Below are 24,480 nucleotides of genomic sequence, written 5' to 3'. Positions count from 1 at the left end.
ATTCCTCACAGCGGGGACAGCACGGACTGGAACAGACGACCCAACCAGCCCATGGCATTGGCATCATTGAGCGCACCCTTGCCGCTGTAGGCGATGCGGGCATCCGCCACCTTCCACGACGGCACGCTGTTGTCGGGCGCGATGTCGACCGGACGGATCAGGCCGGTGAGACGGATGAATTCCTCACCCTGGTTCAGCGTCACCCACTTCTCGCCCTGCACGCGCAGGGTGCCGTTGGGCAGCACCTCGGCGACGGTGACGGTGATGCTGCCGCTGAGACGGTTGCTCTGGCTGCTGGAGCCGGCACCCTTGAACGACTGCTCGGAGCCGAAGGCATTCTCCAAGAAGGCCTTGCCGCCGGCCGTGACCGGCCCGCCAAGCAGCGTGGCGCCGGGCACGGAAAGATCGTTTTCCTTGTTGGTCGTGGTCGTCGACTGCTTGCTGGCGTCGGTGCGCTCTTCCAGGTTGATGGTGACGATGTCACCGACCTGCATGGCGCGGTGGTCGACGAACAGGCTCATGCCGCGACCGGCCTGGAAGATGGCGCCAGGCGTGGCGCTGGCGTAGGGCGGCGCCACCGGCTGCACCGGCTTCCAGTCACCCTGCCCCGGCTGCACATGGCCGTTGTGGGCACAGCCCGTCAACGCCATGACGGCTGCCAGACTGGCAACACGCATCACCGGGGTCAGTGTCAATTTCATGGCGTCATCCTGTCATCAGACATTGTTGGTCAGGTACTGCAGCATCTGGTCCGTGCTCGAGATCGCCTTGGAGTTCATCTCGTAGGCGCGCTGGGTCTCGATCATGTTCACCAGCTCTTCCACCACATTCACGTTGGAGCTCTCCAGAGCCCCCTGCGTCAGCGTTCCGACGCCATTCAGGCCGGGAGTGCCGGTCTGCGGCGAGCCACTGGCGGCAGTCTCCACGTACAGGTTCTCGCCACGCGGCATGAGGCCGGCGGCATTGACGAAATCCGTCAGTTGCAGGTTGCCGATCTGTGCCGGCGTGGCCTGCCCCGGTATCTGTGCAGAAACCGTGCCATCGCTGCCGATGGTGATGGTGCTGGCGCCCTGGGGCACGGTGATGCCGGGCTCGACGACATAGCCGTTGGAGGTCACCAGCTGGCCCTGGTTGTCGAGCTCGAAGTTGCCGTCACGCGTGTAGGCCGGGGTGCCGTCGGGCATGCGCACCTGGAAGAAGCCGCGGCCGTCGATGGCGACGTCCATGCTGTTGCCGGTCTGCGACAGGTTGCCCTGGGAGTGGATCTTCTCGGTGGCGACCACGCGCACACCGGTACCCAGATGCATGCCGGTGGGCATGCGGGTCTGCTGCGAGGTCTGGCCGCCGGCCTGACGCACGTTCTGGTAGAGCAGGTCCTCGAACACCGCACGGTCCTTCTTGAAGCCCGTGGTGTTGGCGTTGGCGAGGTTGTGGCTGACCACCTGCATGCGTGTCTGTTGCGCATCAAGGCCGGTTTTCGCTACCCACAGTGCCGGATTCATGGTGTTTCTCCTGACTTATTCCAGTCGCATCAGACGGGTGCCGGCATCGGAAAGCTCCTTTGCCGTAGCCATCAGCTTGACCTGCATTTCATAGGTGCGGGACAGGCTGATCATGTCGACCATGGCCTCGACCGCATTGACATTGGAGCCTTCGAGCGCCCCCGAGATGACCTGCACGGCCGCCGACGGTTCGCCGGGCTTGCCGTCGATCTGGCGCATCAGGCCGTCATCGCCCTTGGCCACCTGGGTCTCGTCCAGCGCGACCAGCTTGAGGCGGTCGACCGTGGCCAGGGTGTTGGCGCCCTGACCCAGCGGCACCACGGACACGGTGCCGTCCTGGCCGATGGTGACGCTGCTGTGCGGCGGCAGCACCAGCGGACCGTTCTCGCCCAGCACCGGCTGGCCGGCACCGTTGAGCACGCGACCGTCGGCCTGCACCTGCAGGTCGCCGCGACGGCTGTAGGCCTCGCCGCCCTGGGCATCCTGCACCGCGAACCAGCCCTTGCCCTGCAGCGCGATGTCGAGGTCGCGACCGGTCTGCTGGATGGGGCCGGCGTCGAGGTTGCTGGCGCGCTCGGTCGAGGTGGCATTGAAACGGGAGGCATGACCCGGACCGGCGATTTCACTGGTCAGCAGACTGTGAAAATCGGAACGGAAACCGGTGGTGCTGGCATTGGCCAGGTTGTTCACCGCCGTCGCCTGCGCCTGTTGCGTGGCGCGGGCTGCGTTCATGCCGATATAGAGCATGTGGTCCATGGTCTATCCCCCGTCAGCGCCGTGGCGCTCAACGCATGTTGATGATGGTCTGGGTGATCTGGTCCGAGGTCGAGATCATCTGCGCGTTGGCCTGGAAGTTGCGCTGCGCGGTGATCATCTCGACCAGCTGCTCGGTCAGGTCGACGTTGGAGGCTTCCAGGGCACCGGCCTGAAGCAGACCGAAGTTCGAGGAACCGCCCTGACCCAGACGCGGACCGCCGGAGCTGAAGGTCTCGGCCCACGAGGTCTCACCCATCTGCTGCATGCCGTTGGGGTTGGAGAAGATGGCCAGCGCCACCTGGCCGAGCAGCTTGAGCTGGCCGTTGGTGAAGCGCGCCGACACCACGCCGTTCTTGTCGACTTCGACACCGGTCATGCGGCCCGTGCTGTAGCCATCCTGGAACAGGCTGTTGACGCCGAAGTTCTGGCCGTACTGGGTCGACTCGCCATAATTGAAGTTGAGCACCATGTCCGCGGATCCGGTACCGAGATCAGCCCCGGTGATGGTCACGGGTGGCAGCGTGCCGGCGGCCGGCGTGGCGAGCTTGCCGGTGGCGGCATCGAAGGTCACGGTCTGGGTCGTGCCGCGCTCCGTGCCATCGACGAACAGACGCTGCTCCCAGGCGTTATCGGTGCTGGTCTTGCTGAAGTACACGGTCGCGGTGTGCGGCGTGCCCAGCGAATCGTAGACCGTCATCGAGGTGGCATGGTTGTAGGTTGACGGATTGTTGGCGTCGAAGACCCCGGCAGGTACCGGCGCATTGGCCGGCAGGTTGATGCCGATCTCGACATCCGTGGTGGCCTGGGGCGGGCTTTCCGTGGTCAGCAGGCGGATGTCGCTGAGCGAGCCGGTGGCGAAGTCGCCATTTTCCGAGACCGGGAAGACCTGCAGGCGCTGCTGGTCGTCGTTGACGACATAGCCTTCGCGATCGACCGAGAACGCGCCGGCGCGGCTGTAGACCGTGCCTTCGCGGCCCTTCATGACGAAGAAGCCTTCGCCGCTGATGGCCATGTCGAGGTTGTTGTTGGTGAAGTCGACGTTGCCCTGGCTGAACTTCTGCTGGATCGACGACACCTGCACGCCCGAGCCCGACGCCGTCGAGGACAGGTCGTTGCTGGCTGTGGCGAACACGTCAGAGAACATGGCGCGTGACGACTTGAAGCCGGCCGTGTTGACGTTGGCGATGTTGTGCGCCGTCACGTCGAGGTGGCTGCGGGCGGCATTGAGACCACTGAGTGCGATTTGAAAGCTCATGGTGATGACTCTCCGTTGGGGACCGTTGCGTGGGCTCAGCCCACTTCCTTGATGTCGTTGAGGCCGAGGGTGCCGAGACCCTGGACCTGAAGCTTGGCGCCGCTGCCGTCCGCCGGCAGGCTGACCCCGGTCACCGGCGCGCGCAGGCTGGTGGTGAGGGCCTCGCTCTGGCCGTTGCGGGTGGCGGTGGCGGTGATCGTGTAGGTGCCGGCAGCGACCTGGGCACCGCCCTCGTCCTTGCCGTCCCAGGCGAACACCAGCGGACCGGCCATCTGGTCTTCGGCCGACAGGCGCTTGACCACCACGCCGGCAGCGTTGCGGATCTCGATGTTGACGCTGTCGGCGCCCTTCTCGAGGTTGATCTCGCCGACCAGGTCGGGGCTGCTGGCGTCAATGGTCAGGCTGTCGCTGTCGACCAGCACCTCGCGGCCGACCAGGCTGGAGGCCGACAGCATCTGCGAGCCGCGCAGGGTGTCGATCATGTCGGTCAGCGAGTTCTTCATCTCACTGATGCCGGTCACCGTGCTCAGCTGCGCCATCTGGGCAATGAACTGGGTGTTGTCGGTGGGCTTGAACGGGTCCTGGGCCTTGAGCTGCTGCAGCATCAGGGTCATGAAGTCTTCCTGGTTCAGCTCCGACAGGTCCTTCTTGCGGGTGCCGCCGGCTGCCTCGGGCGCCTTCGACGTGTTCAACAGGCTCTGGATGTCCATCAGGCGGAACTCCTTACTGGCCCAGCTGCAGCGTGCGCAGCATCAGGGACTTGGTGGTGCTGAAAACCTCGGCGTTGGCCTGGTAGCTGCGCGACGCGGAAATCATGTTGGCCATCTCCTCGACGGCATTGACGTTGGAGGCATAGATATAGCCATCGGCATCCGCCATCGGGTTGCCCGGCTCGTAGCGCTTGGGCACCGGCGCCTCGCTCTCGACGATGCGCGGCACGGCAACGCCGCCACCGGCAGCGTTGTCCATGACCGTGGAAAACACGGTCTGGCGGGCACGGTAGGCGCCCTTCTCGGTGCTGCTCACGGTGTCGGCATTGGCCATGTTGCTGGCCGTGGTGTTCAGACGCAGCATCTGCGCGTTCATGGCAGAGCCGGCGATGTCAAAAATGCTGGCCATGATCAACGACCTCCGCTGATGACGTTCTTGAGGGAGCTGAACTTGCTGCCGAGGAACTGCAGCGACGCCTGGTAACGCATGGCGTTCTCGGCGTAGGCAGTCTGCTCGACATGCGCCTCGACGGTGTTGCCGTCCTGGCGCGGCTGGCTGGGCAGGCGGTACTGCAGCTGCGCGCCCAGCGGCGACAGGCCGGACTGGCCATTGACATCAATATGGCCGCTGCTGGTGCGCTGCATGGCCAGCTGGCCACCCGCATTGCCGGTGCCGGCAGCCGCCAGCACCGCGCGGAAATCAATGTCGCGTGCCTTGTAGTTCGGGGTGTCGGCATTGGCGAGATTGGTGGCAATGATTTCATTGCGCTGAGCACGCACCATCAGTGCCTGCTCGTGGATGCCCAAGGCCTTGTCGAAATTGATGGCCATTGTTGCTGACCCCCTAAAGTTTCCCGGCACGCTGCCGATAATCTGATTGCACAAGACTTAAGCAATCCATGTGCCAACTATTTTTCAGCTGTCATATCAATGACTTGAAGGATACCGTCGCGGAGATGACGGGTTTCTTGACGCCGCCTTGAAGGGATGCGTGACGGATCACCGACGGTTTTCCGTCACATTCCATTGGCATGGTTTCTGCATTGCATGGTTCATGCCGAAAGGTTCATGACGGATTGCCGCCACCATGCTGCCAGCCAGTTCACCGCACTGCCCCGCCAGGCCGTCCCGATTCCGGGTCGGTCACGGGCCTGAGTCCGTGAGCCTCGGCCTGGTGGCGATCAGCCTGCTGTTCTGGCTGGCACTGGCCACCGTGGCCCAGGCTGCCGCTGCGTCGACGCTTCTTGCCTCACCCGGCGCCACCCAGTCGGCCGCACTGCTGCGCGCGCAGACCGAAGACTGGCTGCAGACTCGCCACCCCTGGCAGGGAACGGACTACCAGGTGTCCATCACGGCCGAGCCGCTGGATGCCCGCCTGCGTCTGCCCGCCTGCGCCAGCACGCCGGAACTGACACTGCCGGCCGGTCAGCGCATCGGCGCACGCACCACCGTGATGGCCGCCTGCAGCGCCCCCTCGCCCTGGCGTCTGCTGCTGCCGGTGCGCATCAACGCCCAGGCACGCGCACTGGTCGCGCGGCAGGCCATCGCCGCCGGCACGGCACTGCGACCGGAACTGTTCGAGGTGAGCTGGCGTGATGTCGCCACCCTGAGCCAGGGCCATGTCCCGCCTGACGCACTGAAAGGTCTGGAAAGCCGCCTGCTGATTGCCAGTGGCAGCATCCTGACCCGCGCTCTGGTGAAACCGGAAACCCTGGTCAGGCGCGGACAGCAGGTGCTGCTGCGCGTGAACAATGCCGCGCTGTCCATCAGCATGGCCGGAGAAGCCCTCAGCGACGGGGGTCTGGGTGAGCGCATCAAGGTGCGCAACCTGTCGTCGCAAAAAGTGCTGGAAGGTGAGGTGGAAGCCGATGGCTCGGTGTCGATGGCGTTCTGAAAAAAACGCGAGGCCAGGCCTCAAGTTTGCCGGATTGCCGTCGATACTGTGACTGAAGCACCACTCCCAGGGAGACCGTCATGGTCAGCAAACTCGACAACACCGGCTCGCCGGTACCGCTGCGTCGTGCCGACATGGCACGCGCCACGGCGGTAGCCCGCCCGCCGGAAAGCTCGTCGGCCCCGACCGCCAGCACGGACCGCTCGTCTGCGGCCGCCAGCAGCTCGCTGCTGGCCCGCGCCACCGACATCGCTCGTGCCGCCCCCGAGATCGATGAAGCCAAGGTGGCACGCATCAAGGAGGCACTCGCCAAAGGCGAGTTCCAGATGAACCCTGATGCGATAGCGCGAGCCTTCATGGACATGGAATCGGGGCGCTGAACGGAGCACCGTCATGACGGCCACCCTGCTGCGCAACACCCTGACCAGCCTGCATGAGCATGCCCGCGAGTTCGCGGCCGTGCTGCAGGAAGAACTGCAGCATCTGTCGCGGCTGCCGACACCCGGTGACTGGAGCCTGCAGGACCGCAAGCTCGTGGTCATGCGCGAACTGGAAAACGGTCATCGCCAGCTGCAACAGGCGCTGCAGGCCAATGGCCTGGGGTTTCTGCAGGGCGCGGCGCTGCATCAGGGCATGGCCCGCTGCGTCGGACAGGACGGTCTGCGTCTGTGGCAGGACACCCTGCAACTGCTGGCTGACTGCCAGCGCAGCAACCAGATCATCGGCTCCCGCCTAGCGCGTCAACAAACCGTCATGCGCCAGTCGCTTGACCTGCTGCTCGGCGGCACCGATCAGGCCATGACCTATGGTCGCCAGGGCGCCCGCCGCCACATGCCCCGCCACGCATCGTTCGGCGTGGCCTGACCCCGTCTTTCGCCATGCGCATCCTGCCGGCGCTGCCCGCGACACCCCCGCCGGCGCTGGGCTCGGGCATCGCCGGCACCGGCTCGCCCACCCTCGGTCGCGTGGTGGACGCGCGCATCGTCACGCCGCTAGCCGGTGACCTGTACCAGGCCGTGGCCGGTCAGTTGCAGCTGCAGGTACGCAGTACCGTGCCGCTGATCGCCGGCCAGCCGGTCAGGCTGCATCTGCACGGCCAGGGTCAGGCCAGCGTGGTTCCCGACCAGACCGATGCCGCCACTCTTCCCGACACTGCCGACACCCCTGCCGTGCTGACCCAGCTGTCGGCACGCGGCCAGCTGCTGGCAAGTGCAGCCCTGAACCTGGCTCAGGCCACGAGCGCACTGCAAAACCCGGCACTGTCCCAGACGGCAGCGCGCGCCACCCCGGCCACTGCGGCTGGCAACGCGGCAGGTGGCAACTCCACAGCCAGCATGCCTGCGCCTGCCAGTGCTCAGGCCCCTGCCACCCGCCTGTATCAGGAGCTGTCCGGACGGGTGCCGGCAAGCGCCAGCGAGCCGCGCGCAGGCGCCCATGCAGCGCAGGTGCTGGCATCGGCCCCGGCCGAAGCGCGTGCAGTTCGCGCTGCGTTGCCCGGCAGCGAAGCGCGGCCTGCATCCGCAGTACCAGCTGCCGGCACCGCCATGCCCGCGCCCGTCAATCGCGGCCTGACCGACATCGCCAGCCAGGCGCGTGTGCAGCTGCAAAGCCTGCTGCCGCGACAGCAGGATCCGACCCGGCTGGTGGCTCTGCTGCAAGCCCTGACACCGGCCCTGCAGGACAGCCGGCACACGGCCTCGCCCCTGCTGCAGGCGGCGCGTCAGCTGCTCAACAGCCTGCCCACCAGCAGCCAGATGCAGACCAGTGCCGGCGTGCTCGGCAGCCTGCAACGCAGCGGCCTGCTCGCGCCTGACCGTGACACCCCGGGCACGGGCCATGTGCCGCATGATCTCAAGCAGGCGCTTGCCGCCCTGGCCGAGATTGCTCCCACCTTGCCGGTGGATGCACACGGTCAGCGCAGCGCTCCTGCCGGCCAGCTGCATCCGCTGTCCACGCCGACGCTGGCACCGCCCGCCGACGAGGCCGGCCTGCAGAATCTGCTCATGCAGCTCGCCGCCGAAGCCGAGCCGGTACTCGCCCGCATCGAGTCACATCAGCTGATGCATCTGCAGCAGCAGGACAGCACCCAGCCGCAGTGGCTTTTCGAGCTGCCGCTGCGCCATGGCCAGCAGATCGATCTCTGGCAGTGCCAGATCCAGCGCGACGCGCCACGCCCCGATCAGCAGGAACAGGCGCCCGGCTGGCAGCTGACGCTGTCAGTGGACATGGCCACGCAAGGCCCGTTGATGATTCGACTCGGCATGCAGGGAGAACAGCTGTGGATACACTTCCACACCGGTTCGGCGGCGACGCAGCAGCAGATCCACGACCACCTCGGTGACTTGCTGGGCGCCTTGCGCGACAAGGGCGTGGTGCCGGCACAGCTGACCTGTCATCAGGGGCTGCCGCATCCGGACGCCCTGCCCGATCCGCCCCACCATGTGCTGGAGACCACGGCATGAATCCCTGGCAGAACTCGCGACAGGCGGTTGCCCTGACCTATGACGGCATGGCGGCACCCCGGGTCACCGCCAAGGTGGAGGGCGAGCTGACGGACGCCATGCTGCAGCTGGCGCATCAGCACAACATTCCGATTCATCGTGATGCGCAGCTGACGCAGCTGCTGACTCAGGTGAAGCTCGACCGGGAGATCCCCATCGAGCTGTTCGTGGCGGTGGCCGAGGTGCTGGCCTTCACCTATCGCCTGCGTGGCATGACGCCGCCAGGTCACCCGCGCGAGGCGTCGGTACCGGTCAGCGATCCGCCAGCGAGCTGACGTGAACGCCCGGCGGCCGACGCGTCCGCCCCGTGCACGAGATGGATGAGACGGGCCTCGGCCTCGCTGAGTCCGAAGCGGCTGACCAGCTCTTCGGTGCTCAGGCCCTGGGCCGCCGAACTGATGGCCTCCTCCAGCGGCTGCTCCACCACCTCCGGTTCCGGCTCGGCGGCAACCAGGCCGGTGACATGGGCTTCCAGCGCCATCAGACGCTCGCCCTGCAGCACCACGGCAGACGATTGCGACTTGAGTTCGCTGACCAGCTCATGGATCTGTGCCTGCTGCGACTCGACGCGCTGCAGCAGACGGTCCACGGCGGCGGTCAGCAGACGTACGCTGGCAGACTCGCGGTGCTGGTCGTCCTGATCATTGCGGGCCATGGTCTGGGCTCCTGTCGTGACATCGCGGATGGCGCTCGCCATCGTCAGGGAAACATCGGGCTCCGCCGCTGGCGACTGCGGCGGCACGACGGCCGGCTGCGGCGCGCTTCGGAACAGTTCGGTGACCGATGACGCCGGCAGCGTCGGGCTCGCCTCCTGTCGCAGCACCGGCTCGAGACGGTTGCTGTCGGTGCTGGCCAGGCCACGCGCCGGTGGCGCCGGCTCAGGCTCGACGGCTGCCAGCCCGGGCGATGCCGCTGCCGGGGTCATGTCATAGAGTGCTGACAGCGCCTCGCGGTGGGTACGGTCACTGCCGTCATCCACGGCGCCATTCTGGCTTCGCGCTGCCTGCATCAGGGCCTGCAAATGCTGGCTTTCGCGGCGCAGGCGGCTGCGCTGCACGGCCAGATGCAGCAGCCAGAGCAGACTGCCGGCGGCGATCAGGAATACCAGCCAGGTGGCTGAACGCGGATCCATCAGGGCGATGCCCAGCGGGGTGTCGGCACCGATCTGCTCGCCCATGCGGTGAAGAAAATCAGCGAGACCGGGAAACAGGGGCTGGCTGGCTGGCGTTGGGGTCGTCATGACGGATTCCCTGGGTGGATTTCAAGTCATCGGCAGGCACGGACTGGCGCACCGGAGCCGGACCGTCAGCACGCTTGCCGGGAATGATCAGCTGCACGCGGCGATTGCGGTTGCGGCCGGCTTCCGTGGCATTGTCTGCCTTCGGGTGATACTCCGCCAAACCTACCACGGTCATGCGTCTGGGGGCGACACCCGCCTGCATGAGCAGATGCACGACGGTTGCCGCTCGCGCCGAGGACAGCTCCCAGTTGGAGGGAAATTCGGCCGTTCGTATGGGCAGGTTGTCGGTATGCCCCTCGACCTTGACCGGATTGGCGAACTGCTTCAGTTCATTGCCGAGACGACCGAGGATGGCACGAGCCTGGCTGCTGAGATCGGCGGTGCCGCTGGGAAACAGCAGGTCGGTCTGGATCTCGATCTCGAGCGCATAGGGCGTGTCACGGACCACGATGACATCGGCCTCGATGAGGTCGCGCAGCGCTTCGCTGAGCTGATCGGAAATCTGCTCAAGGGCGACATTCCCCGTGCCCTGGGCGTCATCAGGCGTGTTCAGGGCCTCGGACTCCGGCGGGGTTGGCGGCGGCATGATGGCGACGTCGGGGCTGGCCCCCTGCGACTGCACCGGCACTTCGCCGATCTGCACCGGAATCGGCGTGCGCGGCACCCCGTTGAAGGCCGCCGACAGCGACGCCGACACCGCACGGTACTTGCCTTCGTTGACGGACGAAATCGCGTACATGACCACGAACAGCGCCAGCAGCAGGGTCACCAGGTCGCCATAGGGAATCGCCCAGGCTTCGTGGTTCACGTGGTCTTCATGCTTGTGCTTGCGCGACATGGTCAGCCCTTCTTGGCCTTGTCGTCGCCCTTCTTGGGCTCGACCACGAAATAGCCCTGCAGACGGGTCTCGATGTTGCGCGGGTTGTCACCCTGGGCGATCAGCACCAGGCCCTCGATCATCATGTTGCGCAGCTTGGCCTGCTGCTTGACATGGTGCTTGAGCTTGTTGGCATAGGGCAGAAAGAACAGGTTGGCCGAGGCAATGCCGTAGATGGTCGCGGTAAAGGCCGCCGCGATGCCGGGGCCGAGCTTGCTGGGGTCGGCGAGATTGGCCATCACCGCCATCAGGCCGAGCACGGCACCCACGATGCCCAGCGTGGGCGCGTAAATGCCCATGGCTTCGTAGACCTTGGCCGCTGCCGTATCGTATTCCTCGGCGGTATCCACCTCGACCTCGAGAATGTGGCGGATGTTTTCCGGCTCGCCGCCGTCCACCAGCAACTGCAGCCCCTTCTTGATGAAGTCATCGCTGACGTCGTCGATGCGCGACTCCAGGCCCATGAGACCGTCCTTGCGTGCTACCCGGCTCCACTCGACGACATTGGCGATCTGTGCAGCCGGATCGATGACCGGCGGCTTGAACAGCCATTTGCCCATCTTCATGGCACGCATGAAGATGGGTTTCGGCGTTTGTGCGAACACCGACCCCAGGGTGCCGACGATCACGATCACGAAGGCGGCGCCACCGATCAGACCCTTGAGGCCGGCACCCTTGAGGATGCTGCCCAGGATGAGGGCTACCAGGGCGAGCACGAAGCCCAGTATGGTCATCAAATCCATGGTGACACGTCTCCCCGGCTCATTCAGACGGCTTCAGCAGACCAGTCACCCAGCGACTTGCGCAGGCGGCTGACGGCCTGGGCGTGCAGCTGGCAGACCCGTGATTCGGTCACGTCGAGGACGCGGCCGATTTCCTTCATGTTCAGTCCCTGCTCGTAGTACAGGGCCATGACCAGGCGCTCGCGCTCCGGCAGTGCCGAGATCTCGGCCGCCAGCGACTGCTCGAAGCCGTCACTCATCAGTTCCTGCAGCGGCGAACCGCTGGCACCGTCAGCCAGTACCGGCAGCTCCGGATGCTCCTCGACCAGCTGATCGAGACTGGCCAGGTACAGGCCCTCGCCGTCCTGCAGCCAGGCATGGTAGGTCTGCAGGTCGATCGCGAGCTCGCGCGCCACCTCGGCGGCGGTGGCGGCGCGACCGATGCGCTGCTCGACCTTCTGCCTGGCCTCGCCGATCTCGCGGCTGGTCTTGGCCACCGAGCGCGGGGCCCAGCCGCCACGACGCAGCTGATCCATCATGGCGCCACGAATGCGGATGGTGGCCCAGGTCTCGAAACTGGCACCCTTGTCGGCCTCGAAATGGCTGGCCGCCTCAAGCAGGCCGATCATGCCGGCCTGGATCAGGTCATCGACATCCTGGCTTGGTGGCAGACGTCCCTTGAGATAGAGCGCCTGCTTCTTGACCAGCCCGGCGTGCTGCATGACCAGCTCGTCGCGGCTGCCCCGTTGCATCTGTCTGTAGGCTGCGTGTGCGCTTACCATGCCATGCTCGCTTCGCGGGTCGCGACCGGTAACAACCGTTCAAAGAAGAATTCGATGTGGCCGCGCGGTTCACCGGGAATCGGCCATGCCGACACCTGGTCCGCCAGACGCTTGAAGGCCTGCACCGACTCGGTGGCGGGGAACATCTCGCTGACCGTGCGCTGACGGGCCACGGCTTTCAGCAGGAACTCGTCACGCGGGATGGCGCCGACGAAGGTCAGCTGCACGTCGAGGAAGCGCTCGGCGACCGCGCACAGGCGCTCGAAGATGCGTCGTGCCTGCAGGTCGCTGCTGACCATGTTGCAGACCACCTTGAAGCGACTGATGCCGGCATCGCGGTTGAGCACCTTGATCAGGCCGTAGGCATCGGCCAGCGAGGTCGGCTCCTCGGTGACCACCACCAGCACGTGCTGGCTGGCGCGCGAGAAGGTCACCACGCTGTCGGAGATGCCGGCGGCGGTATCCACCACCAGCACGTCGAAATCGTCCTCCAGGCTGCCGAAGGCCTGCACCAGCTGGGCATGCTGGGTGGGTGTCAGTTCCGCCATCTGCTTGATGCCGGACGCGGCCGGAATCACCTGGACGCCGAACGGGCCGGTCACCAGCACATCGCGCAGCGAACACTCGCCGGCCAGCACATGGGACAGGTTGCGCAGGGGACGCAGCCCGAGCAGGATGTCGACGTTGGCCAGGCCAAGGTCGGCGTCCATGAGCAGCACACGCTTGCCCTGCTTGGCGAGCTGGCAGGCCAGGTTGACCGAGACATTGGTCTTGCCTACCCCGCCCTTGCCGCTGGTGACGGCAATCACTTGAACCGGATGCATGTTGTCTACTCCTGCGTGATCAGGCGCTGGCGCGCTGGGCGGTCCAGGACCAGCGCGACACCGGCTCGCTGGCCGCTGTCACGGCCGCGGCGGCTGCCGGCACCGGGACCTGCCAGGCGGCGGCAATGCGCTCGGCCAGCCAGTCGGCGTCTGCGGCCTGCCAGGCCGCAGAGGGGTCGCGGCTCTGGCTGGCACCGAACCAGCTGATGCCGGTCTCGAGCAGCCAGGACGCCAGCTCACCCAGGTTGTCCAGGGCGTCGACGCGGGTGGCGATGATTCCGTCCGGCGTTAGCCCGGCATAGGCAGCCAGCACCCGCTCGCGCTGGCCAAGGGCCATGTCCATGGGCAGCACCAGAGCACGCTGTGTCGTGCCGATGGCCTGCAGGGTACGGCCCAGAGCCGCGATGCCGACGGCATCGTGCGCATCAATGCCTGCTGTATCGACGATAACACGCGCATTTGCGGGCAATTGTGCGAGTTCGGTTGTCAAAATTTCATGGTCTGCAGCAAACAGGACCGGCAGCCGCAGCATGCGTCCCAGCGCCGACAGCTGTTCGCGTGCGCCCAGGCGCTGGGTATCCATGCTGACCAGGAACAGCGGCTCGGCCTGATGGCTGAGCACATGCTGCAGAGCCAGCGTGGCCATGATGTGGGTCTTGCCGGCACCCGGTGTGCCGATCAGGGCGGTGATGCCGGTCCGGGTCGAGAGCGGACGCGCCAGATCGCCCAGGCAGGTCTGCACGGCGGCTGCCAGCTCGCCGGCCCCTGCACCTCTGGGCAGGATGGCCTGCACGCGCTGGGCGAGCTGGCCATGCAGACCGAGACTGCCGAGACGCGACAGCAGGCTGTCATCGGCGCCACCGGCCAGATGCGGCTCGCGCACGGCGAGGCGATGCAGATGGCGTTCCAGCAGGGAGCGCATGGAGCCCAGCTCCTGACGCAGGGAGTGCAGATCCTGGTCGGCGGCCGGTGCGACGTCGGTTTTTTGACGAACCGGCGCGACTGCCGGTGTCTTGACGCTGGCCTGGCGTGCCGCCGGAGCGTCGGCATCGACGAGATCAGGGGTATCGATCGCGACCACGATCTCGACACCCTCGGGCACCTGGTAGGTGGTGAGGATGCTGGCGTCCGGGCCGAGTTCGGCGCGGATCATCCGCAGGGCTTGCTGGCTGTCGACGGCGCGATACTTCTTGATCTTCATGTTCCGTTCTCCTTGCCAGCTGCCCGGCAAGCCTTATCCGCTCTGGGTCAGGCGCCCCTGGGGGCCAAGACTGGTCACCAGGCGCACCTGCTTATTGTCAGGTACTTCGTTGTAGGACAGCACAGCCAGGGACGGGATGCTGCGGCGTATGAACCGCGATATCCACGACCGGATGCCGGGGGATACCAGCAGCACCGCCGGCTGTCCCAGAGCCTCCTGGCGACGGGCGTAATCCGCCAGTCCCTGTTGCATGCGCTCGGCCAGTCCGGGTTCCAGTCCGACCGACCCTGCGCCGCCTCTGATACTGTTTAGCAAGATCTGTTCCAACTCTGGATCCAGCACCATCACCGGCATCTCTTCGTCCAAGCCGTTGATTTCCTGAACAATCATTCGACCCAACGCGATGCGGACACCTTCCAGCAGTTCATCAGGGTTCTTGGTGCGCGGCGCCTGCTCCGCCAAGGATTCGGCGATCAGGCGTAAACTGCGGATCGACACGCCCTCGCGCAGCAGGTTCTGCAGCACCCGCACCACCACGCTCAGCGGCAGCTGCTTAGGCACCAGGTTCTCGACCAGGCGCGGATCGGACTGCGCCAGACGGTCCAGCAGCTGCTGCACTTCCTCGTGGCCGAGCAGCTCGTGGGCGTGCTGACGGATGACCTGGCTGAGGTGGGTGGCGATCACGGTGCCGGTATCGACCACGGTGTAGCCCAGGCTCTGGGCCTGATCGCGCAGCGCGGGCTCGATCCACAGTGCCTCCATGCCGAATGCCGGATCCCGGGTGGGCAGACCGCGCAACGTGCCATGCACCTGGCCCGGGTTGATGGCCAGGTCCATGCCGGGCTGGATCTCGCCCTGCGCCACCACGTCGCCCAGCACCAGCAGGCGGTAGCCGGTGGGCGGCATGTCGAGGTTGTCGCGGATGTGCACGGACTGCACCAGGAAGCCGAGGTCCTTGGACAGCTTCTTGCGGACGCCGGTGATGCGGCCGACCAGCTCGCCGCCCTGGTTGCGGTCGACCAGCGGAATCAGGCGGTAACCGACCTCGAGACCGATGACATCCTGCTGGGTGACGTCCTCCCACTGCACCTCGGTCGGCGCCTTCGCGGCCGCCGCACCGGCTGCTGCACCACCCGCACCCGCCGCCGCCGCGCCCCCTTCGCTGACCACCTCGGGCTGCAGCGCCTTCTGGTCGATCAGCCAGCCGCCGCCCATGCAGGCGCCGCCCAGCAGCAGGAACACCAGGTGCGGCATGCCGGGAATGATGCCGATCAGCAGCAGAATGACACCGGACAGGTAGAGCACCTTGGAGTTGTCGAACATCTGCCCGACCACCTGCTCGCTCATGGTGCCGCTGCGCGAGATGCGGGTGACGATGATGGCGACCGCGATCGACAGCAGCAGCGCCGGGATCTGCGCCACCAGGCCGTCGCCGATGCTGAGCAGCACGTAGTATTCGGCGGCGGTGCCGGCCGACAGGTCGTGCTGCAGCACGCCGATGATCATGCCGCCGATCAGGTTGATGAAGAGAATGAGAATGCCGGCGATGGCGTCACCCTTGACGAACTTGCTGGCACCGTCCATCGCGCCGTAGAAGTCCGACTCGATGCGCACGTCCTCGCGGCGCTTGCGCGCCTCTTCCTGCGTCAGCACGCCGGCATTGAGGTCGGCGTCGATGGCCATCTGCTTGCCGGGCATGGCATCGAGGGTGAAGCGCGCGGTCACTTCCGAGACCCGGCCGGCGCCCTTGGTCACCACCATGAAGTTGATGATGACCAGGATCATGAAGACGACGATGCCGACCGCGAAGTTGCCGCCAATGATGAAATGGCCGAACGACTCGATGACCTGGCCGGCCGCGCCGGGGCCGTTGTGGCCCTCTATCAGCACCACCCGGGTCGAGGCCACGTTGAGCGCCAGACGCAGCAGCGTGGCGATCAGCAGCACGCTGGGAAAGGCGCTGAAATCCATCGGACGCTGCACATAGATGACCGCGAACAGCACCACCAGCGACAGCGCGATGTTGAAGGTGAAGAACAGGTCGAGCAGAAACGGCGGCAGCGGCAGGATGAGCATGCCCAGCAACGCGAGAATGAGCACGAGAATGCCGGTGCCGTTGCGGCTCAGGTCCCTGATCGTGTGCTGCCAGTTGCCGTTCTGCGCTGAAGAAGCCATGTTCAACTATCCATTGGGTTCGACGGCCGGTCAAAGCCGTGATCTTTCAAGTACTGGTCATCCACCTCGGGCACGGGCACATCCGGGAAGTCGCCTCCCATCTCCTGCCACTGCTTGAGCTGGTACACATACGTCAGGATCTGTGCCACCGCCAGATAGAGCCCGGCGGGAATCTCGGCATCGAGATCGCAGCTGGCATAGACCGCACGCGCCAGCTTCGCCGACGCCACCAGCGGCACGTCATTGTCCCGGGCCAGCTCGCGGATGCGGGCCGCCACCTCGTCGATGCCCTTGGCCACCACCACCGGCGCACTGCCCTTGCTGGCATCGTACTTCAGCGCCACCGCGTAATGCGTGGGGTTGGTGATGATGACGTCGGCGGTCGGCACCTTTTCCATCATGCGTCGGCGCGAAGCCTCCTGCTGGGCCTGGCGGATGCGTGACTTCACTTCCGGACGGCCTTCGCTTTCTTTGTGCTCGTCGAGCACTTCCTGGCGCGTCATCTTGAGCTGCTTATTGTGGCTGAACAGCTGCCAGGGCACGTCGATCAGCGCGATCAGCAGCAAAGGCATGCTGACCACCAGAAAGAACCAGACCAGCAGGCTGCCGCTGGACATGATGGCCGCCTCGGGCGACTGCAGCGACAGCTCGAGAATGTCGTCGGTGAGCATTTCCAGCAGTATCCAGGCGACGCCCCCGATGAACACCACCTTGAGCACGGACTTGATCAGCTCGACCAGGCTCTGGGTCGAGAACAGGCGGCCGATGCCGGTGATTGGGTTGAGCTTCTCGAGCTTGAAGCCCAGCGAGAAGGTCATGCCACCGAGCATCACGTTGGCGATCAGCGCCGCCACGAAACACACCAGCAGCATGGGCCAGACCAGGAAAAGCGACTCCATCAGGAAGGTCTGGAACAGGGTCGGCAGCTGCTGCGGATCACGGGTATTGAGAAAGCTCGGCGAGAAGCCGTAGCGCAGCAGACGCAGAAAGCCATCCAGGAAGGAGCCGCCGAGCACCATGAGCACGGTGGCCGCTGCCATCGTGACCAGCATGGTGGCCAATTCGCGGGAACGCACGACCTGGCCCTTCTTGCGGGCATCCTCCAGCTTTTTGGCGGTAGGCTGTTCGGTGCGTTCCTGGCCTTCTTCAGAGGACACGGTTGCCACTCTCCAGAAGTTGACGCATGGCGTCGAGGGCGCCCAGGAACAGGCGTTCAACCTGCGGCAGCAGCGCCGGCAGGGTCCGCTCCAGCACGATCAGGCCAACCATCAGGGTCACCGGAAAACCCACCGCGAACAGGTTCAGCGAGGGCGCCGAACGACTCATCACCCCCATGGCGATCTGCACCACCAGCAGCGCGATCACCGCCGGCAGCGCGATGCCGAGGGCGCCGCGCAGCATCTGCCCGACCCAGGCAATACCCAGCTGCAGGGTGTCCGGGCTGACCCAGGCACTGCCGATGGGCCACAGCGCGAAACTGTCCGCGACCATCTGTATGTAGGCGAGATGCCCGTTCATGGCCAGGAACAGCAGCAGCGCCATCATCATCAGGAACTGGCCGACCACCGCCACCGAGATGCCCTGCTGGGGATCCACCAGGGTGGCGAAGCCCAGACCCATGCCGGTGGCGATGAACTGTCCGGCGAACAGCACGGCCTCGAACACCAGCTGCAGAATGAAGCCCATGAGCACGCCGATGAGGATCTCGTTGGCGGTCATCAGGACGCCCTGCAGGCTGAGCGGATTGAAGTCCGGAATGGTCGGCTGCCACGGCGCCAGCAGCGCCGCCACCACCAGCGCGATGCCCAGACGCACCTGCGGCAGCACGGCGCGATGGCTGAACAGCGGCGCCGCCATCATGGCGGCACTGATGCGCACGAAGGGCAGCCACCAGGCGGTGAGCCAGCCGGCGAGCTGGGCGTCGGAGATGACCATGGCTGCCGTGCTGCCGTCAGTTCGCCACGCCCGGAATCATCTGGAACAGATTGCGGGTGTAGTCGATGAGCAGGCGCAGCATCCAGTGCCCGGTGAGGCCCAGGGCCACAATCAGCACGATGAGCTTGGGAATGAAGCTCAGGGTCATGTCCTGGATCTGCGTGGCAGCCTGGAACAGGCCGATGAGCAAGCCGGCGATCAGCGCCGAGATCAGCAGTGGCGCTGCCAGCAGCACGGTCACGATGAGTGCCTGGCGGCCCAGTTCGATCACCATATCGGGAGTCATGGCAGCACCTCAGGTCTGGAAGCTGGCGGCCAGCGAGCCCATGATCAGCGCCCAGCCATCGACCAGCACGAAGAGCATGATCTTGAACGGCAGCGAGATCATCATCGGCGACAGCATCATCATGCCCATGGCCATGAGCACGCTGGCCACCACCAGGTCGATGACGATGAAAGGAATGAAGAGCAGGAAGCCGATCTGGAACGCGGTCTTCAGCTCGCTGGTCAGGAAGGCGGCAGCGAGCACCGGAAACGGCACGTCGTCCGGAGTCTGGAAGGTGCCGGCACGGGCGATGCCAGCAAACAGCGCGATGTCATCCTCGCGAGTCTGCGCCAGCATGAACTGGCGCAAGGGCGCAGCCGCCTTCTGCAGCGCCGGCTCGAAGGCTAGGGTGTCGTTCTGATAGGGCACCACGGCATCGTTGTAGATGCGCTCGAACACCGGCTGCATGACGAACAGCGAGAGAAACAGCGCGGCGCTGAGCAGCACCTGGTTGGACGGCGTCTGGCCGGTACCCAGGGCCTGGCGCAGCAGCGCCAGCACGATGATGATGCGGGTGAACGCGGTCATGCCGAGCAGGATCGCCGGCAGCAGCGTCAGCAGCGTCATGATCACCAGGAGCTGGATGGAGACGCTGTAATCCTGGCCGCCAGCGGCATTGCGGCTGGCGCTGAGCACCGGCACGCCCTGCCCCTCGGCCCAGGCAGCCGCTGGCAGCAGCAGCGCCAGCGCGATCAGCACACGCCAGCCTGCCCTCATTTCTTCTCACCCAGCAGACGCTTGAGGTGCTCGACGAAGGGGGCGTTCATGGCCATGCCCTCGCCTGCGGGCTGAATGCCCTGCGGCGGCGGCCCCTGCCAGGCGTGCAGCGCACGTATGCCCTGCGGCGTGCAGCCGATGAGCACATTCTCCTGGTCAATGCGGACGAGCAGGATGCGCTCCTTGAGCCCCAGCTGCAGATGCGCGATCGGCTGTATCACACCCAGGCTAGGCTGTTGCAGCCCCTGCAGGCGACGAATCAGCCAGGCTGTGCCGAGCAGCAACGCCACCACCACCACTAGGCCGAAAAGCACGGAAAACACGCTGCCCAGCGACAGCGGTGCCACCTCGGCCGGCGCTGGCGCCGCCCACAGGCAGGTTGAAGACAGCAGCAGCGGCACTGCCGCCAGCCGCTCTACGCACGTGCCGCATACTCGCGTCATGGTTCTTGTCCTTGTTATCTCAAGCGACGCAGGCGCTCTTCCGGGCTCACCACCTCGGTGAGCATGATGCCGAACTTGTCACGGACCACGACGATCTCGCCGCGTGCCACCAGGGTGCCGTTGACCAGCACATCCAGCGGTTCGCCAGCCATGCGGTCGAGCTCGATGATGGCACCCTGACTGAGCTTGAGCAGGTCATTGATGCTCATGCGGGCACGACCGACCTCGACCGACACGGACACGTTCACGTCCATGATCATGTCGAGATTGACATGCGCACCCCCGCCAAGGGAACTCTCGGACTGGCCTTTCAGCTCGCGCAATCCGGCAGCCTGCGGCATGCCAGGATCACTCAGCTCAGCCGGGTTGTTGTCATCCATCATGATTTCATCCTCTGGGAAACGTGGGACATGGGATCCAGCGACTGCTGCACCTTCACCGCCAGCTGACCGTCATGGCTGCCGAAGGTGCCGGTCATCATGGCCAGATTCTCGATCAGCAGGGTCACCGACTGCGGCGAATCAATGGGAATCACGTCCCCCACCTTGAGTCGCGACACCCGTGACAACGGCATGCGCGACTCGTTCAGACGCGCCACCACCTCAAGAGCGGCAGACTCCACGCCTTGTAGCAGACGTTGCTGCCAGAGCGCATCGTGCTCCTGACGATTGCTACGATTCTGTCCGCCGAGATGCTCACGCACCGGATCAATGGCCGCCCAGGGCACCAGCAGCCAGACACCGGACTCCTGCCCCGGCAGGGTCACGGCGAAGCGTGTCGCCAGCAGCGTGTCGCTCTGCTTGAGGTCGTCAATGAAGCGCAGATCGCCATGACGCTCGGTCAGCACCGGGCTGATGTCGACCACGCTGTGCCAGCTCTGGCCGAGATCCGGCAGCAAGGCACGTACCAGCTGCTGCATGAAGCGGCTCTCGGAGGGCGAGAAATCGGCCTGCAGACGCTTGCCGCCGGTATTGCCACGCCCCCCGAAGAAATGATCGACCAGCGAGAACACCAGGTCAGGTTCGAACACCAGGTACATGGGCGCGGCCAGCGGCTGCGCGGAAATCACCGAAATGTCGCAGGGCGGCAGCAAGGTGCGCTGCAGTTCACCGAACTTCATCACGTTGACGCGCTCGGCACGGACATTGTCCATGCCCGGCACAAGCTGGCGCAGGCGCAGCTTGAGGGCCTCGGCGAACTGGGTCTGCACCAGCGACAGCGCCGGAATCAGGCGCTGGACGGCGTAGTCCTGGGTGGCGAAGTCATAGCGGTCACGCGAATCCTGGCTGCCGGCCGATCCGCCATCCGCCGATGGCTGCATCTCGCCCATCAGCGCCTCCAGTTCGGCAGGCTCGAGCAGGTTGCTCATGATGCGGCCCTCACTGAACCACGAACTTGGTGAAATAGACGGCCTGGATGCCGCCCTCGCCGGACTCCTCGGTGAGCACCTTGTTGATGGTGTCGAGCGTGCTCTTCTGCAGCGTCACGCGACCTTCCGGGCTGTAGATCTGTTCCGAGGTGACACCGCCATAGAGCATGGTCAGCTCGCCCTTGATGCGCGGCTGGTATTTCTCGAAGCGTTTGATGACGGCCGGATCGCGGGCCATGATGTCGACCTGCAACTGGAAGAAGCGCATGCGCGCGCCATCCTGGATGTTGACGACAAAGGCCGGATCAATGGTGAAGTAGACCGGATCGGGAACTGCTGCCGGCTTGGCAGCCGCCGCCGCCTCTTTGGCATCCGTCTCGGGGTGCGGTGCCAGGTAGGTCTTGGCAATGAACAGGGTGGCACCGATGCTGGCAACCAGCATCAGGAATATCCCGGCCACAAGCAGGATGATGGCTTTCTTCGACATGATGCCTGAGTCCTTTTGCACGTCAGTAGAGACTGTCTGCAAGACTAAAGCAATTCACATGCCAACTTGAATTTCGTTTTAAAACATGATCTTGCAAACACACTACCAGAGGGGTTGCGTCAAATTCCCGGCAGCGGCACGGCCATGGTCGGGAATTTGTCAGCGTCAGAGCCGCAGGCTGTTGAGCGCCAGATTGGCGAGCTCGGCCGGTGTGCCCTCCGCGCATGAAGCGCCCATCTGGTAGGCCGCGCGCGGCATTCCCCATACCACGCAGCTGGCTTCGCTCTGGGTGTAGGTCAGGGCGCCGGTCTGGCGCATGCGCAGCAGACCGGCGGCACCGTCCTTGCCCATGCCGGTGAGCAGCACGCCGGAGCAGAGCTTGCCGACCTGGTCGGCCGCGGAATCGAAAAGCACATCCACCGAGGGCCGGTGACGATTGACCTCGGGCGCGTCCGAGAGCTGGGTCTCGTAACCGCCGCCGGCGATGCGCCGGACGAGCAGATGCGAATGCCCGGGCGCGATGTAGGCACAACCGGCCTGCACACGCTCGCCATGCACCGCCTCCTTGACCCGGATGGTGCAGGTGTCGTTGAGGCGCTTGGCAAAGCGTGCGGTGAAGTCTTCCGGCATGTGCTGCGCAATCAGCACCGGCGGGCAATGCGGCGGCAGCACGTCGAGCAGGGCCTTGATGGCCTCGGTACCGCCCGTGGAGGCACCCACGAACAGCAGCTTGCGCGGATCGAACTTGCTGTCGACATGCACCAGGCCAGGCTTGTTGACCACGCGCAACGGCTGCCGACCCTGAAAATGAGCGACCGCCTTGTAGGCGGCACGGATCTTCTCGCCCACCTCCTCCGCCATGCCGGCCATGGCCGCCTTGTCGGTCAGTGCCCGCTTCTGGATGATGTCCACCGCCCCCAGCTCCAGGGCGCGCAGGCTGTGCTCGCTGCCTTCGGCGGTTCGGCTGGAGATCATCAGCACGGGCATCGGTCGCAAGCGCATGATGCGCTCCAGGAAATCGAGGCCGTTCATGCCGGGCATCTCGATGTCCAGCGTGATCAGGTCCGGCTCCAGCTCCTTGATCATCTCGCGCGCCACCAGCGGATCGGGTGCCGAGCCGATCACGCGCATGTCTTCATGCTTGTTGATGATCTGCTGCAGCAGCAGGCGCATGGCGGGCGAATCATCCACCACCAGAACGCGTATCTGACGCTCGTGCACGGTCTGCACGGACGAATTGGGTAATGCCATCTCATGCCTCTCTTGCAATGCGTTGACGGTACTGCTGCTCTTCCATCAGCACGGACGTACTTTCGTTGACGGGCAGCCGGCGCATCATCACCTTGCCGGTATCAGGGAAGAAATAGATCTTTCGGGGGTAGACATCGCCCAGGTCCTGGCCGGTGACAGGAATCTCCTGATCCGCCAGATAGTCCAGCACGAACTCGGCATTGCGCATGCCGACATCGCTTGAGGTGAAGCCGCGCAGCACCTGGCCGCCGCCGAAGACCTTGGCCTGCAGCGAATGGCTGAGCGCGCCGGCAGCCAGCACATGACGAATCAGGGTTTCCATGGCGAAGGCGCCATAGCGCATGCTGTCGGCACGGCCATCGAGGTGGCCTGCCGCATTGGCCAGCATGAAGTGGTTCATGCCGCCGATCTGCGTGATGGGGTCCCAGACACAGGCCGCCACGCAGGAGCCCAGCACCGTGGCCAGCGCGATATGCCCGCTGGCGACATAGAACTCGCCGGGCATGATCTTGATCACGTCGCACTTGAGCTGGTGATCATGGAAGCGGCTCTTGGCTACGAACTCGTCACCGGGCAAGCGCTCGCCGCGTACCGCCCGCTGACGGATCCTGGACATGATCAGCGACCCTGGTTGCGCAGTTCGTAGACGGTCTTGCCGCGCAGACGAAACAGGTCTCCCAGATGCAGCAGGGACTCGGAATGGCCGACAAAGAGCAGCGCATCCGGTGCCATGTAGGGAATGAAACGCTCCAGCACCCGGCGCTGCGTCTCCTTGTCGAAGTAGATCAGCACGTTGCGGCAGAACAGGATGTCGAACTGGCCCTGGATGGGCCAGTCCGGCGCCAGCAGGTTGAGCTGGCGGAAACTGGTCATGCGCTGCAGGTCCGGCTTGACGCGGACAAAGCCGGCCTTGGCACCGGTGCCGCGCAGAAAGTACTTGTGGTAGCGCGGCTCGATCTTCTCGATGCGCTCCTCGCCATAGATACCGGCCTCGCACTTGGCGAGCACGCTGGTATCGATGTCGGTGGCCACGATCTCGACGCGATCAACGGCGCTGGGGCCCAGTGCCTCCATCGCGGTCATGGCCAGGGAATAGGGTTCCTCGCCGGTCGAGGCGGCGCTGCACCAGATGCGCACGTCACGGCCCGCCTTCTGCTTCAGGCGCTCGGCAAGGATGGGAAAGTGGTAGTCCTCGCGAAAGAACGAGGTCAGGTTGGTAGTCAGGCTGTTGACGAAGGCTTCCCACTCGTCGCGATCACGCTGGATCAGCGACAGGTACTCGTTGAAGCTGTTGAGCTTGGTGGCACGCAGCCGGCGGATGATGCGGCTGTACACCATGTCATGCTTGGTATCGGAAAGACGGATGCCGGCATGATCGTAGATCAGTTTCTGAACCACCTTGAAATCACTTTCGGTGAAATCAAAGATGCGTTCCTTGTCGAGGATGCTGACATGCGGCTTCATGATCTTTCCTTGCAGGATCGGGTTGACCGGGGCCGAGTGACGGCCCCGGG

General features: G+C 65.1%; 30 protein-coding genes. 5 read left to right on the top strand and 25 right to left on the bottom strand.

The genetic code is table 11. The features are described 5' to 3' along the window. Window positions 1-5: 5 nt before the first annotated feature. From flgH to flgB, 7 genes are read right to left on the bottom strand one after another with little or no spacing between them, the layout of a single operon-like run. Complete coding sequence (gene flgH / locus F595_RS0105240; RefSeq protein WP_022955822.1) at window positions 6-701, bottom strand: flagellar basal body L-ring protein FlgH; 696 nt, start codon at window positions 699-701, stop codon at window positions 6-8. A gap of 15 nt (window positions 702-716) precedes the next feature. Beyond that, a complete protein-coding gene (flgG, locus tag F595_RS0105235; RefSeq protein WP_022955821.1) occupies window positions 717-1,502 on the bottom strand; it encodes a flagellar basal-body rod protein FlgG in 786 nt (261 codons plus the stop codon). Between the two features lie 15 nt (window positions 1,503-1,517). Then, a complete protein-coding gene (locus F595_RS0105230) occupies window positions 1,518-2,258 on the bottom strand; it encodes a flagellar basal body rod protein FlgF (RefSeq protein WP_022955820.1) in 741 nt (246 codons plus the stop codon). A 28-nt stretch (window positions 2,259-2,286) separates the two neighbouring features. After that, entirely contained in the window at window positions 2,287-3,513 is a 1,227-nt protein-coding gene (flgE, locus tag F595_RS0105225) for a flagellar hook protein FlgE (RefSeq protein ID WP_022955819.1), read from the bottom strand. 35 nt (window positions 3,514-3,548) lie between these two features. Continuing rightward, a complete protein-coding gene (locus tag F595_RS12895) occupies window positions 3,549-4,223 on the bottom strand; it encodes a flagellar hook assembly protein FlgD (RefSeq protein WP_022955818.1) in 675 nt (224 codons plus the stop codon). 13 nt (window positions 4,224-4,236) lie between these two features. Further along, window positions 4,237-4,638: a flagellar basal body rod protein FlgC gene (gene flgC, locus F595_RS0105215; RefSeq protein WP_022955817.1), complete on the bottom strand. Its 402-nt coding sequence runs from the start codon at window positions 4,636-4,638 to the stop codon at window positions 4,237-4,239. Beyond that, window positions 4,635-5,054 carry a flagellar basal body rod protein FlgB gene (gene flgB, locus F595_RS0105210; protein WP_022955816.1) on the bottom strand — a complete coding sequence of 140 codons (420 nt, stop codon included), beginning with the start codon at window positions 5,052-5,054 and terminating at the stop codon, window positions 4,635-4,637. The genes flgC and flgB overlap by 4 nt, the downstream gene beginning before the upstream one ends. 328 nt (window positions 5,055-5,382) lie before the next feature. Between flgB and flgA the strand changes: the two genes are divergently transcribed. The 5 genes from flgA (at window position 5,383) to F595_RS0105185 (ending at window position 8,893) form a co-directional block, all read left to right on the top strand. Next, window positions 5,383-6,117: a flagellar basal body P-ring formation chaperone FlgA gene (gene flgA / locus F595_RS14140; RefSeq protein ID WP_022955815.1), complete on the top strand. Its 735-nt coding sequence runs from the start codon at window positions 5,383-5,385 to the stop codon at window positions 6,115-6,117. Between the two features lie 80 nt (window positions 6,118-6,197). Continuing rightward, window positions 6,198-6,497 (top strand): flagellar biosynthesis anti-sigma factor FlgM, encoded by a 300-nt coding sequence (gene flgM, locus F595_RS12885; protein ID WP_022955814.1) that lies wholly within the window; start codon window positions 6,198-6,200, stop codon window positions 6,495-6,497. Between the two features lie 13 nt (window positions 6,498-6,510). After that, on the top strand, window positions 6,511-6,981 hold the full coding sequence (gene flgN / locus F595_RS0105195) for a flagellar export chaperone FlgN (protein WP_022955813.1): 471 nt from the start codon (window positions 6,511-6,513) through the stop codon (window positions 6,979-6,981). Between the two features lie 14 nt (window positions 6,982-6,995). Further along, window positions 6,996-8,579, top strand: coding sequence for a flagellar hook-length control protein FliK (locus F595_RS0105190; RefSeq protein WP_022955812.1), 1,584 nt, complete (start codon window positions 6,996-6,998; stop codon window positions 8,577-8,579). After that, a complete protein-coding gene (locus tag F595_RS0105185) occupies window positions 8,576-8,893 on the top strand; it encodes an EscU/YscU/HrcU family type III secretion system export apparatus switch protein (protein ID WP_022955811.1) in 318 nt (105 codons plus the stop codon). The genes F595_RS0105190 and F595_RS0105185 overlap by 4 nt, the downstream gene beginning before the upstream one ends. On the opposite strand, the gene F595_RS0105180 is transcribed toward F595_RS0105185, so the two are convergent. From F595_RS0105180 to F595_RS0105095, 18 genes are all read right to left on the bottom strand, one after another. Then, the gene (locus F595_RS0105180; RefSeq protein WP_156873803.1) at window positions 8,845-9,858 is read right to left on the bottom strand and encodes a hypothetical protein; all 1,014 of its coding nucleotides are present in this window, start codon (window positions 9,856-9,858) and stop codon (window positions 8,845-8,847) included. The two genes, F595_RS0105185 and F595_RS0105180, sit on opposite strands and share 49 nt — an antisense overlap. Beyond that, window positions 9,809-10,696, bottom strand: a complete 888-nt coding sequence (motD, locus tag F595_RS12880; RefSeq protein ID WP_022955809.1) for a flagellar motor protein MotD — start codon at window positions 10,694-10,696, stop codon at window positions 9,809-9,811. The genes F595_RS0105180 and motD overlap by 50 nt, the downstream gene beginning before the upstream one ends. Before the next feature lie 2 nt (window positions 10,697-10,698). Continuing rightward, window positions 10,699-11,478 carry a flagellar motor protein gene (locus tag F595_RS12875; RefSeq protein WP_022955808.1) on the bottom strand — a complete coding sequence of 260 codons (780 nt, stop codon included), beginning with the start codon at window positions 11,476-11,478 and terminating at the stop codon, window positions 10,699-10,701. A 23-nt stretch (window positions 11,479-11,501) separates the two neighbouring features. Further along, window positions 11,502-12,239 (bottom strand): RNA polymerase sigma factor FliA, encoded by a 738-nt coding sequence (locus F595_RS0105165; RefSeq protein ID WP_026913255.1) that lies wholly within the window; start codon window positions 12,237-12,239, stop codon window positions 11,502-11,504. Continuing rightward, the gene (locus F595_RS0105160; RefSeq protein WP_022955806.1) at window positions 12,233-13,063 is read right to left on the bottom strand and encodes a MinD/ParA family protein; all 831 of its coding nucleotides are present in this window, start codon (window positions 13,061-13,063) and stop codon (window positions 12,233-12,235) included. Before F595_RS0105160 ends, F595_RS0105165 begins: the two co-directional genes overlap by 7 nt. A 19-nt stretch (window positions 13,064-13,082) precedes the next feature. Continuing rightward, on the bottom strand, window positions 13,083-14,264 hold the full coding sequence (locus tag F595_RS0105155; RefSeq protein WP_022955805.1) for a flagellar biosynthesis protein FlhF: 1,182 nt from the start codon (window positions 14,262-14,264) through the stop codon (window positions 13,083-13,085). 33 nt (window positions 14,265-14,297) lie between these two features. Next, the gene (gene flhA / locus F595_RS0105150) at window positions 14,298-16,439 is read right to left on the bottom strand and encodes a flagellar biosynthesis protein FlhA (RefSeq protein ID WP_022955804.1); all 2,142 of its coding nucleotides are present in this window, start codon (window positions 16,437-16,439) and stop codon (window positions 14,298-14,300) included. Between the two features lie 2 nt (window positions 16,440-16,441). Next, entirely contained in the window at window positions 16,442-17,596 is a 1,155-nt protein-coding gene (gene flhB / locus F595_RS12870) for a flagellar biosynthesis protein FlhB (protein WP_022955803.1), read from the bottom strand. Next, the gene (gene fliR / locus F595_RS0105140; RefSeq protein WP_022955802.1) at window positions 17,586-18,374 is read right to left on the bottom strand and encodes a flagellar biosynthetic protein FliR; all 789 of its coding nucleotides are present in this window, start codon (window positions 18,372-18,374) and stop codon (window positions 17,586-17,588) included. The genes flhB and fliR overlap by 11 nt, the downstream gene beginning before the upstream one ends. 16 nt (window positions 18,375-18,390) lie before the next feature. Further along, window positions 18,391-18,660 carry a flagellar biosynthesis protein FliQ gene (gene fliQ, locus F595_RS0105135; protein ID WP_022955801.1) on the bottom strand — a complete coding sequence of 90 codons (270 nt, stop codon included), beginning with the start codon at window positions 18,658-18,660 and terminating at the stop codon, window positions 18,391-18,393. Between the two features lie 9 nt (window positions 18,661-18,669). After that, window positions 18,670-19,416, bottom strand: a complete 747-nt coding sequence (gene fliP, locus F595_RS0105130; protein WP_022955800.1) for a flagellar type III secretion system pore protein FliP — start codon at window positions 19,414-19,416, stop codon at window positions 18,670-18,672. After that, window positions 19,413-19,859, bottom strand: a complete 447-nt coding sequence (locus tag F595_RS12865; RefSeq protein WP_022955799.1) for a FliO/MopB family protein — start codon at window positions 19,857-19,859, stop codon at window positions 19,413-19,415. The genes fliP and F595_RS12865 overlap by 4 nt, the downstream gene beginning before the upstream one ends. 14 nt (window positions 19,860-19,873) lie before the next feature. Further along, on the bottom strand, window positions 19,874-20,242 hold the full coding sequence (fliN, locus tag F595_RS0105120; protein WP_084682834.1) for a flagellar motor switch protein FliN: 369 nt from the start codon (window positions 20,240-20,242) through the stop codon (window positions 19,874-19,876). After that, entirely contained in the window at window positions 20,239-21,228 is a 990-nt protein-coding gene (locus F595_RS0105115) for a flagellar motor switch protein FliM (protein WP_022955797.1), read from the bottom strand. Before F595_RS0105115 ends, fliN begins: the two co-directional genes overlap by 4 nt. 10 nt (window positions 21,229-21,238) lie before the next feature. Next, complete coding sequence (locus tag F595_RS12860) at window positions 21,239-21,715, bottom strand: flagellar basal body-associated FliL family protein (RefSeq protein WP_022955796.1); 477 nt, start codon at window positions 21,713-21,715, stop codon at window positions 21,239-21,241. A gap of 165 nt (window positions 21,716-21,880) precedes the next feature. Further along, window positions 21,881-22,966: a protein-glutamate methylesterase/protein-glutamine glutaminase gene (locus tag F595_RS0105105; protein WP_051144638.1), complete on the bottom strand. Its 1,086-nt coding sequence runs from the start codon at window positions 22,964-22,966 to the stop codon at window positions 21,881-21,883. 1 nt (window position 22,967) lies between these two features. Further along, complete coding sequence (gene cheD, locus F595_RS0105100) at window positions 22,968-23,582, bottom strand: chemoreceptor glutamine deamidase CheD (protein WP_084682833.1); 615 nt, start codon at window positions 23,580-23,582, stop codon at window positions 22,968-22,970. A 2-nt stretch (window positions 23,583-23,584) separates the two neighbouring features. Further along, window positions 23,585-24,430, bottom strand: a complete 846-nt coding sequence (locus F595_RS0105095; protein ID WP_022955793.1) for a CheR family methyltransferase — start codon at window positions 24,428-24,430, stop codon at window positions 23,585-23,587. Window positions 24,431-24,480 lie beyond the last annotated feature (50 nt).

Source organism: Perlucidibaca piscinae DSM 21586 (genome assembly GCF_000420045.1).
In the GTDB taxonomy this organism is placed as follows: Bacteria; Pseudomonadota; Gammaproteobacteria; order Pseudomonadales; family Moraxellaceae; genus Perlucidibaca; species Perlucidibaca piscinae.
This window is presented reverse-complemented; position numbering and strand designations above follow the sequence as displayed.

Excerpts from the sequence above, each read along its gene's own strand:
- F595_RS0105190 (WP_022955812.1), top strand. The coding sequence starts at position 6,996 with ATGCGCATCCTGCCGGCGCTGCCCGCGACACCCCCGCCGGCGCTGGGC.
- flhA (WP_022955804.1), bottom strand. The coding sequence starts at position 16,439 with ATGGCTTCTTCAGCGCAGAACGGCAACTGGCAGCACACGATCAGGGAC.
- fliP (WP_022955800.1), bottom strand. The coding sequence starts at position 19,416 with ATGAGGGCAGGCTGGCGTGTGCTGATCGCGCTGGCGCTGCTGCTGCCA.
- cheD (WP_084682833.1), bottom strand. The coding sequence starts at position 23,582 with ATGTCCAGGATCCGTCAGCGGGCGGTACGCGGCGAGCGCTTGCCCGGT.
- F595_RS0105105 (WP_051144638.1), bottom strand. The coding sequence starts at position 22,966 with ATGGCATTACCCAATTCGTCCGTGCAGACCGTGCACGAGCGTCAGATA.
- F595_RS12875 (WP_022955808.1), bottom strand. The coding sequence starts at position 11,478 with ATGGATTTGATGACCATACTGGGCTTCGTGCTCGCCCTGGTAGCCCTC.
- F595_RS0105230 (WP_022955820.1), bottom strand. The coding sequence starts at position 2,258 with ATGGACCACATGCTCTATATCGGCATGAACGCAGCCCGCGCCACGCAA.
- flgM (WP_022955814.1), top strand. The coding sequence starts at position 6,198 with ATGGTCAGCAAACTCGACAACACCGGCTCGCCGGTACCGCTGCGTCGT.
- fliN (WP_084682834.1), bottom strand. The coding sequence starts at position 20,242 with ATGATGGATGACAACAACCCGGCTGAGCTGAGTGATCCTGGCATGCCG.
- F595_RS0105160 (WP_022955806.1), bottom strand. The coding sequence starts at position 13,063 with ATGCATCCGGTTCAAGTGATTGCCGTCACCAGCGGCAAGGGCGGGGTA.
- F595_RS12895 (WP_022955818.1), bottom strand. The coding sequence starts at position 4,223 with ATGGACATCCAGAGCCTGTTGAACACGTCGAAGGCGCCCGAGGCAGCC.
- flgE (WP_022955819.1), bottom strand. The coding sequence starts at position 3,513 with ATGAGCTTTCAAATCGCACTCAGTGGTCTCAATGCCGCCCGCAGCCAC.
- flgH (WP_022955822.1), bottom strand. The coding sequence starts at position 701 with ATGAAATTGACACTGACCCCGGTGATGCGTGTTGCCAGTCTGGCAGCC.
- motD (WP_022955809.1), bottom strand. The coding sequence starts at position 10,696 with ATGTCGCGCAAGCACAAGCATGAAGACCACGTGAACCACGAAGCCTGG.
- fliR (WP_022955802.1), bottom strand. The coding sequence starts at position 18,374 with ATGGTCATCTCCGACGCCCAGCTCGCCGGCTGGCTCACCGCCTGGTGG.
- flgN (WP_022955813.1), top strand. The coding sequence starts at position 6,511 with ATGACGGCCACCCTGCTGCGCAACACCCTGACCAGCCTGCATGAGCAT.
- flgB (WP_022955816.1), bottom strand. The coding sequence starts at position 5,054 with ATGGCCATCAATTTCGACAAGGCCTTGGGCATCCACGAGCAGGCACTG.
- flgG (WP_022955821.1), bottom strand. The coding sequence starts at position 1,502 with ATGAATCCGGCACTGTGGGTAGCGAAAACCGGCCTTGATGCGCAACAG.
- F595_RS0105155 (WP_022955805.1), bottom strand. The coding sequence starts at position 14,264 with ATGAAGATCAAGAAGTATCGCGCCGTCGACAGCCAGCAAGCCCTGCGG.
- F595_RS0105115 (WP_022955797.1), bottom strand. The coding sequence starts at position 21,228 with ATGAGCAACCTGCTCGAGCCTGCCGAACTGGAGGCGCTGATGGGCGAG.
- F595_RS0105185 (WP_022955811.1), top strand. The coding sequence starts at position 8,576 with ATGAATCCCTGGCAGAACTCGCGACAGGCGGTTGCCCTGACCTATGAC.
- F595_RS0105180 (WP_156873803.1), bottom strand. The coding sequence starts at position 9,858 with ATGACGACCCCAACGCCAGCCAGCCAGCCCCTGTTTCCCGGTCTCGCT.
- fliQ (WP_022955801.1), bottom strand. The coding sequence starts at position 18,660 with ATGACTCCCGATATGGTGATCGAACTGGGCCGCCAGGCACTCATCGTG.
- F595_RS0105095 (WP_022955793.1), bottom strand. The coding sequence starts at position 24,430 with ATGAAGCCGCATGTCAGCATCCTCGACAAGGAACGCATCTTTGATTTC.
- F595_RS0105165 (WP_026913255.1), bottom strand. The coding sequence starts at position 12,239 with ATGGTAAGCGCACACGCAGCCTACAGACAGATGCAACGGGGCAGCCGC.
- F595_RS12865 (WP_022955799.1), bottom strand. The coding sequence starts at position 19,859 with ATGACGCGAGTATGCGGCACGTGCGTAGAGCGGCTGGCGGCAGTGCCG.
- F595_RS12860 (WP_022955796.1), bottom strand. The coding sequence starts at position 21,715 with ATGTCGAAGAAAGCCATCATCCTGCTTGTGGCCGGGATATTCCTGATG.